General features: G+C 73.1%; 15 protein-coding genes. 9 read left to right on the top strand and 6 right to left on the bottom strand.

Annotation, left to right across the window (positions count from 1 at the left end):
• Positions 1-259 precede the first annotated feature (259 nt).
• The 3 genes from AB0368_RS04705 (at position 260) to AB0368_RS04695 (ending at position 2,660) form a co-directional block, all read left to right on the top strand.
• A complete protein-coding gene (locus AB0368_RS04705; RefSeq protein ID WP_366152426.1) occupies positions 260-847 on the top strand; it encodes a TMEM165/GDT1 family protein in 588 nt (195 codons plus the stop codon).
• A gap of 14 nt (positions 848-861) precedes the next feature.
• On the top strand, positions 862-1,824 hold the full coding sequence (locus AB0368_RS04700; protein ID WP_366152425.1) for a cyclase family protein: 963 nt from the start codon (positions 862-864) through the stop codon (positions 1,822-1,824).
• Between the two features lie 107 nt (positions 1,825-1,931).
• A complete protein-coding gene (locus AB0368_RS04695; protein WP_366152424.1) occupies positions 1,932-2,660 on the top strand; it encodes a hypothetical protein in 729 nt (242 codons plus the stop codon).
• Here AB0368_RS04695 and AB0368_RS04690 read toward each other — a convergent pair.
• The 3 genes from AB0368_RS04690 to AB0368_RS04680 are packed head-to-tail and all read right to left on the bottom strand — an operon-like array spanning position 2,623 to position 5,328.
• Complete coding sequence (locus AB0368_RS04690; protein WP_366152423.1) at positions 2,623-3,639, bottom strand: lysylphosphatidylglycerol synthase transmembrane domain-containing protein; 1,017 nt, start codon at positions 3,637-3,639, stop codon at positions 2,623-2,625. The two genes, AB0368_RS04695 and AB0368_RS04690, sit on opposite strands and share 38 nt — an antisense overlap.
• Positions 3,640-3,658: 19 nt before the next feature.
• Positions 3,659-4,801 carry a hypothetical protein gene (locus AB0368_RS04685; RefSeq protein WP_366152422.1) on the bottom strand — a complete coding sequence of 381 codons (1,143 nt, stop codon included), beginning with the start codon at positions 4,799-4,801 and terminating at the stop codon, positions 3,659-3,661.
• Positions 4,798-5,328: a SigE family RNA polymerase sigma factor gene (locus AB0368_RS04680; RefSeq protein ID WP_366152421.1), complete on the bottom strand. Its 531-nt coding sequence runs from the start codon at positions 5,326-5,328 to the stop codon at positions 4,798-4,800. Before AB0368_RS04680 ends, AB0368_RS04685 begins: the two co-directional genes overlap by 4 nt.
• Before the next feature lie 417 nt (positions 5,329-5,745).
• On the opposite strand from AB0368_RS04680, the gene AB0368_RS04675 reads away from it, so the two are divergent.
• The 6 genes from AB0368_RS04675 to AB0368_RS04650 are packed head-to-tail and all read left to right on the top strand — an operon-like array spanning position 5,746 to position 10,247.
• On the top strand, positions 5,746-6,813 hold the full coding sequence (locus AB0368_RS04675; protein WP_366152420.1) for a PTS mannitol transporter subunit IICB: 1,068 nt from the start codon (positions 5,746-5,748) through the stop codon (positions 6,811-6,813).
• Between the two features lies 1 nt (position 6,814).
• The gene (locus AB0368_RS04670) at positions 6,815-7,135 is read left to right on the top strand and encodes a PTS lactose transporter subunit IIB (RefSeq protein WP_366152419.1); all 321 of its coding nucleotides are present in this window, start codon (positions 6,815-6,817) and stop codon (positions 7,133-7,135) included.
• A 14-nt stretch (positions 7,136-7,149) separates the two neighbouring features.
• On the top strand, positions 7,150-7,902 hold the full coding sequence (locus AB0368_RS04665) for a hypothetical protein (protein WP_366152418.1): 753 nt from the start codon (positions 7,150-7,152) through the stop codon (positions 7,900-7,902).
• Positions 7,899-8,351 (top strand): PTS sugar transporter subunit IIA, encoded by a 453-nt coding sequence (locus AB0368_RS04660; RefSeq protein ID WP_366152417.1) that lies wholly within the window; start codon positions 7,899-7,901, stop codon positions 8,349-8,351. Before AB0368_RS04665 ends, AB0368_RS04660 begins: the two co-directional genes overlap by 4 nt.
• The gene (locus AB0368_RS04655) at positions 8,348-8,620 is read left to right on the top strand and encodes an HPr family phosphocarrier protein (protein WP_366152416.1); all 273 of its coding nucleotides are present in this window, start codon (positions 8,348-8,350) and stop codon (positions 8,618-8,620) included. Before AB0368_RS04660 ends, AB0368_RS04655 begins: the two co-directional genes overlap by 4 nt.
• On the top strand, positions 8,613-10,247 hold the full coding sequence (locus AB0368_RS04650; protein ID WP_366152415.1) for a putative PEP-binding protein: 1,635 nt from the start codon (positions 8,613-8,615) through the stop codon (positions 10,245-10,247). Before AB0368_RS04655 ends, AB0368_RS04650 begins: the two co-directional genes overlap by 8 nt.
• Here the strand turns inward: AB0368_RS04650 and AB0368_RS04645 are convergent.
• The 3 genes from AB0368_RS04645 to AB0368_RS04635 are packed head-to-tail and all read right to left on the bottom strand — an operon-like array spanning position 10,222 to position 11,638.
• Positions 10,222-10,629 carry an arsenate reductase ArsC gene (locus AB0368_RS04645; protein WP_366152414.1) on the bottom strand — a complete coding sequence of 136 codons (408 nt, stop codon included), beginning with the start codon at positions 10,627-10,629 and terminating at the stop codon, positions 10,222-10,224. The two genes, AB0368_RS04650 and AB0368_RS04645, sit on opposite strands and share 26 nt — an antisense overlap.
• Positions 10,626-11,363, bottom strand: coding sequence for an aquaporin (locus AB0368_RS04640; RefSeq protein WP_366152413.1), 738 nt, complete (start codon positions 11,361-11,363; stop codon positions 10,626-10,628). The genes AB0368_RS04645 and AB0368_RS04640 overlap by 4 nt, the downstream gene beginning before the upstream one ends.
• Entirely contained in the window at positions 11,360-11,638 is a 279-nt protein-coding gene (locus AB0368_RS04635; protein WP_366152900.1) for a metalloregulator ArsR/SmtB family transcription factor, read from the bottom strand. The genes AB0368_RS04640 and AB0368_RS04635 overlap by 4 nt, the downstream gene beginning before the upstream one ends.
• Between the last annotated feature and the right edge of the window lie 7 nt (positions 11,639-11,645).

The raw sequence follows: 11,645 nt of genomic DNA, 5'->3' as shown, positions 1-11,645 counted from the left end.
GAGGCCCGACGGGACAGGGGTCACACTGCTGGCCCCGGCTCGACGGCCGCCGGAGCGGGTAGGATCCGGATCGCGAAGGGGAGTAGCTCCCAACGTCGTGGTCGACATACTGATCCGCCGGGCTCGTTGCGGCGCATCCGGCCACGCGGCCTCGGTCCGCCGGGGCGAGCGAGACCTTCGACTTGGCCAGTTCCGATGGCCGGGTCGAGGTCGCCCTGCGCCCGAGCCCCGGTCCGACACGCACCGGGAGTTCCCTTCCATGGACGGTTTCCTCGTCGCGACGGCGGTCAGCTTCGCCGTCGTCTTCGTGGCCGAGCTGGGCGACAAGTCGCAGCTCATGGCCCTCACCTTCGCCACCCGCTTCCGGACGCTGCCGGTGCTGATCGGCATCACGGTCGCGACGGCGGTGGTCCACCTCGTATCGGTCGCTGTCGGGTACGGCCTCGGCGCCGCCCTGCCCACCGGCTGGATCTCCCTGGTGGCGGGCCTGGCCTTCCTGGTGTTCGGCGCGTGGACCCTGCGCGGCGACCGGCTCACCGACGACGAGAAGGCCAAGGCAGAGCGCTCGACCGGGTCCGCGATCCTCGCCGTCGGCGGCGCGTTCTTCCTGGCCGAGCTGGGGGACAAGACCATGCTGGTCACCATCACGCTGGCCACCCAGTACGGCTGGTTCGGCACCTGGCTCGGCTCCACGGTCGGCATGGTGGCGGCGGACGCCCTCGCCATCCTGGTGGGCCGCCTCCTGGGCCGGCACCTCCCGGAGAAGGTCATCAAGTACGGCGCCGCCGCCCTCTTCGCTATCTTCGGCATCTGGCTTCTCGTGGAGGCCGTCATCGAGCTGCGATAGGAGGCGGGGAGACCGTGCTGCAGTACCGGGCGGAGTTCGACGCCGTCGTGACCTTCTCCAACGGCGGCGGGCTGCAGGCGCAGGGTTTCCGCGTCGACGTCCCGCACGCGGACGTGACCGAGGCGGAGATCGCGTCGCTGTTCGTCACGGCGTGCCGGCTGCTCCTCGCCGACCGCGTCGAGCTGGCGAACATCCGGGTCTTCGCGGAGCCGCACCTGGGCACCCCGGGCGGTCCGTCGCAGCGGCTCCCGCGGACCCGATGGGTGGAGCTCAGCCACGTGATCTGCGCGGGGCTGACCACGTACCCGGGACTGCCCACGCCGGTGATCACGCCGCACCTGACCAGGGAGGCCTCTCGCGCGGTCTATGCGGAGGGCACCGAGTTCGCCATCGACACGATCACGATGGTCGGCAACACCGGCACCTACCTGGACAGCCCGTTCCACCGGTACGCCGGCGGCACCGACCTCGCCGGACTCCCGCTCGAGCGCCTCGCCGACCTGCCCGCCGTGGTGGTCCGTACGGCGGGCAGCGACGTCCGCGGCGTGGGTGTGGACGCGCTCGAGAACCTGAACGTCGCCGGCCGGGCCGTGTTGTTGCACACCGGCGGCGATCTGCACTGGGCCACCCCGGCGTACGTGGAGAACGCGCCCTTCCTCACCGGTGCGGGCGCGCAGTGGCTGGTCGACCACGGTGCCGCGCTCGTCGGCATCGACGCGGTCAACATCGACGACGTCTCGCCGGAGGCCGCCGGGAACCGCCCCGCCCACACCCTGCTCCTCGGCGCCGGCATCCCGATCGTCGAGCACCTCACCGGCCTGGAGAACCTGCCCCCGGTGGGCGCCCGGTTCACCGCCGCGCCGCCACGGGTGGCTGCCTTCGGGACGTTCCCGGTCCGGGCGTACGCGGCGGTACCGGAGATCGAGCCGCACGACCACCTCAGGTCCGGAGGTTGGCTACCGACTGCAGGCGCATGACCCCGTACTCCGGAAAGGGCCTTTTCCCGGAAACGGCTCAGAGCCGCCGCCGATCCTGCCGATGATGACCGTGTGACCTTTACCTTCGCGCGGGCCCGGGCGTACCGATGACCGATGTCGACGCCGCGCGCACGGCGCCGCCGCAGCCGCAGAAGGCCGGGTCCGCCGGGTCCGGCACGCCGACCGAGATCGGGGTGGCCCGCGCCGCCGCGTACTTCGAGCGGATCGATCCGGCCATGGCGGCGCAGCACCTCGAGCCGATCCTCGCCGCCGACCCCGCGTCCGCGCCGGGCTGGGTCCTGATGGCCCGCATCAGGCTGGTGCTCGACGAGGTCGACAAGGCGCTCGACGCGGCCAACCGCGGCATCGAGCTGGCCCCCGAGGACCCCCGGCCGCTGGCCATCGCGAGCCGCGCGCTGACCCTGCTCGGGCGGCACGAGGAGGCGGTCACGATGGCGTACCGGGCGGTCATCGCCGAGCCGAAGAATCCGCTCTGGCACGACCGGGTGGCCTGGTCGCTGCTCGCCGCCGAGCGGCAGTACGCGGACGCCGAGCAGGCCGCGCGTACCGCGGTGGGGCTGGACCCGGACGAGGCGCACTACTACTTCACCCACGGCGTGACGCTGGACGCGCTGGGCCACGCCGACCAGGCCCGGCAGGCGTTCCTGCTGTCGCTCAAGCTCGAGCCGGAGAACCCGGTCGCGCAGCACCGCCTGGCAGTGCTCAACGGCGAGGCGGTCCGGGAACCGGAGAAGAAGAAGCGCAGCTGGAAGCTGTTCGGCCGCCGCAGCGGGGACGTCAGTGGGCCGGTACGCCCCGAGGAGCTCTTGCCCTAGACCGCATGACCAGCCAGACCAGCCAGCCGAGGCCGATGATGAAGCCGAAGCTGATCAGCCGGTAGAGCACCACCCCGGCGACCGCCGAGCTGCCGGTCAGGCCGCCGGCGACCAGGCCGAGGATCAGCGCGCCGTCGACCACGCCCAGACCGCCGGGCACGATGGGTACGCTCGCCGCGGCCATGCCCGCGCAGTACGCGATGACGAGCTGGGCGGGCCGGATGTCGGTCGCACCCACGGCGATGCAGCACATCCACAAGCACAACGCGTCGAGCAGCCAGTTCGCGACCGCGAGCACCGCCGCGTACCCGAAGTCCAGGGGCCGTACGCGCACCGACCGCAGCTGGCGCAGGAAGCCGGCCAGGCGGGCGTGGCCGCTGTCGGCCGGCCGCCGGCGGATCCGGTTGACGCCGCGCAGCAGCCGGCGGGCGGGGGTCATCAGCAACTCCGGATGCTGCGCCACGACCCGGACGGTCAGCGCCACCAGCAGGGCACCGCCCGTGTAGCCGAGCAGGGTCTGCCAGCTGCCCGTACTGCGGGTCAGGATGCCGAAGATCGCCCCGATCACCACGAGCGCACCCGCCGACAGCACCCCGCTGAGCGCGATGCACCAGGAGGCCACCGCCGACGACGCCCCGAAGCGCCGCATGTGCTGGAAGTTGAAGGTGGTGGAGAACACCGGGCCGCCGGGCAGCGTGGCGCTCAGCGAGTGGGCCGCGTACGCCAGCGCCACATGCTTGCGGACCTGCACCTTGGTGCCGGCGCCGCGCAGCAGGGCCCGCTGCATGCGCGCGTAGGAGCCCATCGACGCGATCTCGGCGACGACCGCTCCGGCAACCCAGTTCCAGTGCGGCGTACGCAGCTGCGCGACCGCCTCGACCAGCGGATGCCAGCCGACGATCAGTTCGGTGAGCAGGATGAGCAGCACCACCGCGACCACCACGGGTCTGCGGCGCCACCAGGGCGGGGTGTCGGTCATCGCCATGATCGTCGCATTCTCAGCGCGTATAGGCGACCAGATCCAGGCCCTTCAGCCCGGCGGGCTCCCCGGCCTGCACGAGCAACGTGAAGTCGCGGTCGAAGAGGGAGAGCCGGTTGCCGCCCCCGTGCACCCAGCGGACAAGCAGGTTTCCCGCCGGATCGAAGACTGCCCCGATGATTGTGCCGCCGACCGGGAGTTCCACGCGCTCGCCGGTCTTGGTGTCCAGCACGGCGTCCGCCGTACCCGTGACGGCCGCTTCCGTCCGCACCGTGACCAGGTCACCGGTGGAGTCGACGCTGACGGGCCGGCACGCCGCCGGGCCGTCCGCGGTGTCCTGATCGGGTACGGGTGTGCCGCTCTGCGCGCCGACGGCCGCGACCTCGAGGCCGCAGGAGGGGGTGGCGTACACCAGCGTGGTGCCGTCGCCCGACCAGCGGTAGTGCTCGCCCTCGAGGCCGCTGGGCAGGGGGTCCAACCGCCCGGTCGCCACGTCGAGCAGGCCCGGGTCGGTGGCGTCGATGAGCAGCCGGGCGCCGTCGGGCGACCACGCCGGTGCCTGGTCGGCGGAGGCGGAGCCCGCGTACACCCGCTCCGGTTCGCCGCCGCCGGTCCCGACGACCAGGAGCTGCCCGTCGGAGACGTAGGCGATCCGGGCGCCGTCGGGCGACACACCCACCGTGGAGAAGGGCGCGGAGAGCACCGTCTCCGGATCGCCGTCGCGGGTCAGCCGGACCAGGTCGCCGTCCGTGCCCGCGTCGTCGTAGAAGGCCTGCCCCGGCAGGGCGGCCAGCGAGGTGGACCGCGGCTTCGGGAGGGTGGCCGGCGTCGGTCGCGGGCGACTCGGCCCGCTCGGCGGTATCGTGCGGACGGGCCCGGTGGAGGTCGTCGCCGCGGCGGCCGGGGAGCCGGGCGGTGCCTCCGCGGCCGGGCTCAGCGGCACCGCCACGACGCCACGGGCGCTCTGGTCGGTGCCGCGGGGGAGCTGCCAGAGTCCACTGCCGAGCAGGCCGAGCGCGAGCAGGGCGGCACCCGTACCGATCGCGGCCTCCCGGCGGCCGATGCGGCGTGACCGCCGCAGCGAGCGCTCGTAGAGATCGGCGGGCGCGACGGCGCGGGCGAGGTCGGTCAGCGACTCCCGCAGCGGATCGCGACCGGTCACCGTGGACCCTCGTGCACGTCGGCGAGGGCGTGCAGGTCGGGCACCAGGGCGCGGAGCCGCTCGAGGGCGCGGGCGCACTGGGTCTTGACGGTGCTCACCGAGACACCGAGCATCCGGGCGGCCTCCACCTCGGTGTGGTCCTCGAAGTACCGCAGCACGATGACCGCGCGTTGCTTGGGGCTGAGGGCGAGCAGGGCCCGCCGCAGGGCGATCCGGTGGACCGCGGCCTCCGCCGGGTCGTCGGTGCTGCCGCCGTCGCGTTCGAGGTCGTCGCCGGGAAGGATCTCGGCGACCTTCGGCCGCCGCCACAGGGAGACCTGGGCGTGATACATGACCTTGCGGGCGTACGCCTCCGCGTTGCCCGGGCACTCGAGGCGCGACCAGGCACGGTGGGTGCGCGCCAGGGCCTCCTGCACGAGGTCCTCGGCGAGGTGCTGATCGCCGGTCAGCAGGAAGGCCGATCGGAGCAGCGCATGGGAACGGTCGCGAACGAATACCGCGTAGGCGGCATCGCTGATGTCGTCCATTCCCCGCAATCCGATCGGCGTGGCAAAGGAGCCGTGAGCGTACCGGGGCCGGTCAATCACCGCCTGTGGGCTCACGACGTCTCCCCTGCTGCTGCCGCGCCAGTTCGGTGTGGGGCCGGCACCCCCCGTTTTCGGTGCCGGCCCCACCCCGTACGCCAGAGAGGACGCGAATCCGGGCGTGGCCGGGTGACAGGCCGTTCGGCCGATTCTCCGTATGGGACGAACGGCCCGGACGTTCCGGAATGGTTGAAGGGCGCCACTATCCCGGCTTTGTGCACATTGGCGGATCGGAAACCGATGGTGCGCGCATGTTCGCGCAGGGGCACCGAAAATTTCGGTCCCGGCGGTCCCGGCCAATTGACAGTAGGTGATCTCGTCGGTACAACAAAGCCACCTTCCCCCCTGAGGAGCCCTCCCGTGGCAGAGCTGTATGCGCCCGCTGCCCAGGACACCGGCGTCAAGGCACGCGTGCAGCGCTTCGGCGGACACCTCGCCGGCATGGTGATGCCCAACATCGCGGCGTTCATCGCATGGGGGCTGATCACCGCCCTGTTCTTCGAGAAGGGCTGGGTGCCGAACGAGAAGTTCGCCGCCCTCATCGACCCCATGTCCCACGTACTGCTGCCGATCCTCATCGGATACACCGGCGGCCGGATGGTGCACGCGCAGCGCGGCGCGGTCGTCGGCGCCGTCGCCACGATGGGCCTGGTCGTCGGCTCCGAGTCGCCCATGTTCTTCGGCGCCATGATCATGGGGCCGCTAGCCGCGTACGCCCTCAAACTCGTCGACGGCCTCTTCACCGACCGCATCCGGCCCGGCTTCGAGATGCTGGTCGACAACTTCTCCGCGGGCATCGTCGCCGCGCTGTCGGCGCTGGCGGGCGTGCTCGCGATCGGCCCGGTCATGCGCGTGTTCACCGCGGCGGCCGGGGACGGCGTCCGGTTCCTCGTCGAGCACGACCTGCTGCCCGGTGCGGCGTTCCTCATCGAACCGGCGAAGGTGCTGTTCCTCAACAACGCCATCAACCACGGCGTGCTGGGCCCGCTGGGCATCGCCGAGTCGTCGGACAGCGGCAAGTCGATCCTCTTCATGCTCGAGACCAATCCCGGGCCGGGGTTCGGCATTCTGCTCGCGTACCTGCTGTTCGGCCCCAAGGCGCTGCGCCCCAGCGTGCCGGCCGCGATGGCCATCCAGTTCCTGGGCGGCATCCACGAGATCTACTTTCCGTACGTGCTGATGAAGCCGAGCATGGTGCTCGCGGCGATCTGCGGCGGTGCCGCCGGGATCATGACGTTCATGGTGACCGGCGTGGGGCTGGTGGCCACGCCGTCGCCCGGCAGCATCTTCGCCTACCTCGCCGAGACCCCGCGCGGCGACTACTTCGGTGTGCTGGCCGGCGTGGTGGTGGCCGCCGGGGTGTCCTTCGTGGTCGGTTCCCTGCTGCTGGGCTTCGGCCGGCTGGCGCGCGACGAGGAAGGCATCTGAGGTGAGCAGCATCGACGGCGGCAGCGTCCACAAGCTGGTGGTCGCCTGCGACGCGGGCATGGGCAGCAGCGTGATGCTGGCCAGCCAGCTCCGGCGTGAGCTGCGCAAGTATCCGGTGACGATCGAGCACCACCCGGTCGCCGCCATCCCGGCCGACGCGGACGTCGTCCTCTGCCAGACGGCCCTCGCCGAACGCGCCCGGGCCGGCGCACCGGGCGCGGTGGTGGTCGGTTTCCGCATGTTCCTCGGCGACCCGGAGGTGGCGCGGGTGGTGGCCGCCGTCAAGCAGGGCGGCCCGGTCGTCGGCACCACGGGGGGCTGACCGTGCTCGGCGCCATGCCGACGGAACACGTCGTCACCATGCTCACCGCCTCGCCGCCGCAGCGCGCGGTCGGCGTCCTGCTCGCCATGCCGCGGGACCGGATCGACGCCCTCCTCGCCGCGATGGACGGGCGGCTCATCGCCAAGATGCTGATCGCCGCCGACCCGGAGCGGCGGGCGGCGCTGCTGAGTCACCTCGACGACGCCCGCCTCGCCGCCGAACTGGCCCTGCTGCCGCTGGCCGAGGCCGCGGCGGTGCTGGCCGCGCTGCCGGCGACCCGGGCCCGCCCGCAGCTCGACCGGGTCACGTCGGTGCACCTCGCGATGCTGCTCGACGCGATGCCCGGGCCGCAGCGCCGCCGGCTCGTCGACGTCCTTGATCCGCTGCGCCTCGCCGACCTGCGCCGGGTCGCGTACGAGAAAAGGGTCATCGAATCGCTGCGCCGCACCGCCGCCGGCCTGCACTGGGTCCCCGACGACCAGGGCAGCAACCTGCTGGCCGGGGTGATGCACCGGTTGTTCGGCGTCTCCGTGTGCTACGTGGACTCGGGCCCGCTGCAGTCGACCGCCGTCGCCGCCGCGCAGCAGGTCTTCGCCGAGCAGCAGGTCCACGGCCTGCTGCTGGTGACCAATGCCACGCCGAGCGTGCAGGCAGCGGAAATGGTGACCGGCCCGGAGCACGACGGCACACCCACCCTGGTGGTCACCTGGGATCCCGACGACAATGACGGCGTGCTGGGACGTGCGCTGGTGAGGCTCGCCGGATGACCATCGACCTGCGGCCCGTCCTCGACGCGGCCGCCGTCCGCGTGCACGAGCACGCCACCGACCGGGTGGCCGCGATCCACCGCTGCGCCGACGTGCTCGAGGAGATCGGCGCGGTGCACCGCTCCTACCGCGAGGCCATGCTCGACCGCGAATGGGCCATGTCCACCTACCTCGCCGAAGGCGTGGCCATCCCGCACGGCCTCGACATGTCGCGCGGGCTGGTGCGCCGAGACTCGCTCGCCGTGCTGCGCTTCCCGGACGGCGTCGACTGGGACGGCGCCACGGTCACCGTCTGCGTGGCCATCGCCGCACGTGGGGACGGGCACGTGGCGCTGCTGTCGGCGCTCGCCCGGATCCTCGTCGACCCCGTACGGGCGCGGGCCCTCCGCGAGGCGGACGACCCGGCGACCATCGTTGCGATGCTCCACGCGGAGGACGACGAGCCATGATCCATACGGTTCTCCTGGCCGGGCGCGCCGGCCTGCATATGCGGGCGGCCTCACGGATCGCCGTGGCCGCCGCCCTGCTGCCCGTGCCGGTCACCGTCCGCACGCTGGACCGGCCGCCGGTACGGGCGGACAGCGTGCTGGCCCTGCTCACCCTGGGCGCCCTCTGCGGCACCGAGCTCATCCTGGAGGCGCACGGCGAGGGCGCGGCCGAGTCGCTCGACCGCCTGGCGTCGCTGTTCGCCACTGATGTGGACGTGGCAGGTGCCTGAGCTGCTCCGAGGCCTCGGGGCCAGCGCCGGCACGGCCACCGGGCCCGCGTACCGGCTGGCCGACCCGCCGCGGTTGCCTCCGCCCAGCCCGTTCACCGACCCCGACGCCGAGGTGGACCGGGCGTACGCGGCCATCGACGCCGTCTGCCACGACATCGGCCTGCGCGCGGCCGCCGCCGACGGCACCGCCGCGGACATCCTGCGGGTGCAGGCCGCGCTGGCCACGGACCCCACCCTGCGGGACGGCGTCGCGCGGGCCGTGCGCACCGGCCTCGAGGCCCCGCATGCGGTCGCGGCCGTGCTCGCGGAACACCGGTCTGCGCTCCTGGCCGCCGGCGGACTGCTGGCGGCCCGCGCCGCCGACCTCGACGACCTGCGCGACCGCGTGGTGGCGCACTGCCTCGACCTGCCGATGCCGACCCTGCCCGAGCCGGGCTGCCCGTTCGTCCTGGTGGCGGTGGACCTTGCGCCCGCCGACGCGGCGCTGCTCGACCCGGCCCGGGTGCTGGCCGTCGTCACCTCGGCGGGCAGCTTCGTCAGCCACACCGCGATCCTGGCCCGGGCCCGCGGACTGCCGACCGTCGTCGCCTGCGGGGGAGCGCTCGACATCGCCGACGGCACGGTCGTCACCGTGGACGGCACCGCCGGCCGGGTGATTCTGGGCCACGCCACGGAGGTCGATGACGATCGGCCCGTCCCGGCCCGGGAGGAGCCCGCCGACCTGCGCGGCCGTACGGCGGACGGCCACCCGGTCGCACTCCTGGCCAACATCGGCGGCGCCGCCGAACTCGCCGGCGTGGCGGTGGAGGGCGTCGGCCTGTTCCGCACCGAGCTGCTCTTCCAGCACCACATCGATCCGCCGACGCCCGCGGAGCAGATCGCCGCGTACGCCGAGGTGTTCGCCGCGATGCCCGACCGGCAGGTGGTCGTCCGTACCCTCGACGCCGGCTCGGACAAGCCGCTGCCCTTCCTGCACGAGCACGACGAGCCCAACCCGGCGCTCGGCATCCGCGGCCTCCGGATGGCCCGCCGCCGCGGCGACATCCTCCGCACCCAGATCGCCGCCATCGCCGCCGCCGCCCGCGAATCAACCGCCCGCGTAGCCGTGATGGCGCCGATGGTCACCACGGTCGCGGAGGCCGCTCAGTTCGCCGCGCTGTGCCGCGACGCCGGCCTGCCGACGGTCGGCGTGATGATCGAGGTGCCGGCCGCGGCGGTGCGATCCGCGGAGATCCTCCAGGTGGTCGACTTCCTCAGCGTCGGCACCAACGACCTCAGCCAGTACACGTTCGCCGCCGACCGCCGCAGCGGCGAGCTGGCCGACCTGCTGGACCCCTGGCAGCCGGCGCTGTTGTCGCTGATCGCCTTGTGCGCGGCGGCGGGCGCCGCGGTGGGACGGCCGGTGGGGGTGTGCGGGGAGGCGGCGGCGGATCCGGCGTTCGCGGTGGTGCTGGTGGGGCTCGGCGTCACGAGCCTCTCGATGTCGCCGGCGGCGGTGCCGGGGGTGCGGGCCGCGGTGGGGGCGTACACGATGGACGAGTGCCGGGCTGCGGCGCAGAAGGCGCTCGCCGCGAGCGATCCGGCGGCCGCCCGGGCCGCGGTCAGCCGGCCGGGACCAGGTCGGTGAGCAGCTTCTCGATGCGGGCCCTGATCTCGTCGCGGATCGGGCGTACGGTCTCGACGCCCTGACCGGCCGGGTCGTCGAGCTTCCAGTCCTCGTAGCGCTTGCCGGGGAAGACGGGGCAGGCGTCGCCGCAGCCCATGGTGATGATGACGTCGCTGCTCTCGGCGGTCTCCCACTCGAGCTTCTGCGGAGTCTGCCCGGTGATGTCGATGCCGACCTCGCGCATGGCCTCGACCGCCGCCGGATTGATCTGATCGGCGGGCGCGGACCCGGCGGAGCGGACCTCGACCCTGTCCCCGGCGAGGTGGCGCAGCCAGCCGGCGGCCATCTGGGAGCGGCCGGCGTTGTGTACGCAGACGAACAGGACGGACGGCTTCTTGCTCAAAGCTTCTCTCCCGCGGGTGCAGAGGGGACGACGACCTGACCGGCGTCGGCGCCGGCGTGGGGATAGAGGGCGGCGGTGAGCCCCACGCCCACCGCCAGGCCGACAAGCTGGGCGCCGAGGTAGGCGGGCACGGAGCCCGGGGCGATGCCGGCGAAAGTGTCGGTGAAGGCTCGCCCGATGGTGACCGCGGGGTTGGCGAAGCTGGTGGACGAGGTGAACCAGTACGCCGCCCCGATGTACGCACCGACGGCCGCGGGTGCCACGGCGGCTCGGCCCGAGCGCACGAGCGCGAAGATGAGCAGGATCAGCCCGGCGGTGGCGACGACCTCGCCGAGCCACAGATGCCCCCCGGTGCGGACGGTTGTCGAGATGCTGACCGGGGCCCGGTCGAACATCGTGTTGGCCAGGACGGATCCGGCGATGGCCCCCAGGGTCTGCGCGGCGGCGTAGCCGGCGAGGTCGCCGGCGGTCAGGCCGGTGCCGTACCGGCGTCCGAGCCACCAGTCGGCGGCCGACACGACCGGGTTGAAGTGCGCGCCGGAGACCGGGCCGAAGGTGAGGATGAGCGCACCGAGAGCGAGCGCGGTCGCGATCGAGTTCTGCAGCAGCTGCAGACCCACGTCGCCAGGGGACAGGGTCGTGGCCATGATCCCGGAGCCGACGACCGCCGTGACCAGCAGTGCAGTGCCGGCGAATTCGGCGAGCAGGCGCCGCCAGGTCTCAACGGGATTCATGCGCGGAACTGCTCGGCGTTGGCGCGCGCCCGTGCGGCGAGGCCGGCCAGGTGCAGAGCGGCGCCCTGCAAGGCGTCCGGGTTCAGGCGGTAGTAGGTGAAGCGGCCGCGCGGCTCGGCGCTCACGACGCCGGCCTCGCGCAGTTGCTTGAGGTGCCCGGACACGTTCGGCTGCTTCGCGCCGGTGCCGGCCACCAGGTGCGAGGTCGTGGCCGGACCGTCGGCGAGGATCTGCACCAGCCGCGCCCGCAGCGGGTCCCCCAGCAAGCGGGTCACATCAGGC

Source organism: Actinoplanes sp. NPDC051475 (assembly GCF_040689425.1).
Lineage (GTDB): Bacteria > Actinomycetota > Actinomycetes > Mycobacteriales > Micromonosporaceae > Actinoplanes.
Note: the sequence above shows the minus strand (reverse complement) of the source record. Positions and strands in the feature narration are given on the sequence as shown.

Bases quoted from the DNA above. Each gene is read 5' to 3' on its own strand.
- AB0368_RS04640 (WP_366152413.1), bottom strand. From the start codon at position 11,363: ATGAATCCCGTTGAGACCTGGCGGCGCCTGCTCGCCGAATTCGCCGGC.
- AB0368_RS04665 (WP_366152418.1), top strand. From the start codon at position 7,150: ATGCCGACGGAACACGTCGTCACCATGCTCACCGCCTCGCCGCCGCAG.
- AB0368_RS04660 (WP_366152417.1), top strand. From the start codon at position 7,899: ATGACCATCGACCTGCGGCCCGTCCTCGACGCGGCCGCCGTCCGCGTG.
- AB0368_RS04695 (WP_366152424.1), top strand. From the start codon at position 1,932: ATGACCGATGTCGACGCCGCGCGCACGGCGCCGCCGCAGCCGCAGAAG.
- AB0368_RS04690 (WP_366152423.1), bottom strand. From the start codon at position 3,639: ATGACCGACACCCCGCCCTGGTGGCGCCGCAGACCCGTGGTGGTCGCG.
- AB0368_RS04680 (WP_366152421.1), bottom strand. From the start codon at position 5,328: ATGGACGACATCAGCGATGCCGCCTACGCGGTATTCGTTCGCGACCGT.
- AB0368_RS04655 (WP_366152416.1), top strand. From the start codon at position 8,348: ATGATCCATACGGTTCTCCTGGCCGGGCGCGCCGGCCTGCATATGCGG.
- AB0368_RS04705 (WP_366152426.1), top strand. From the start codon at position 260: ATGGACGGTTTCCTCGTCGCGACGGCGGTCAGCTTCGCCGTCGTCTTC.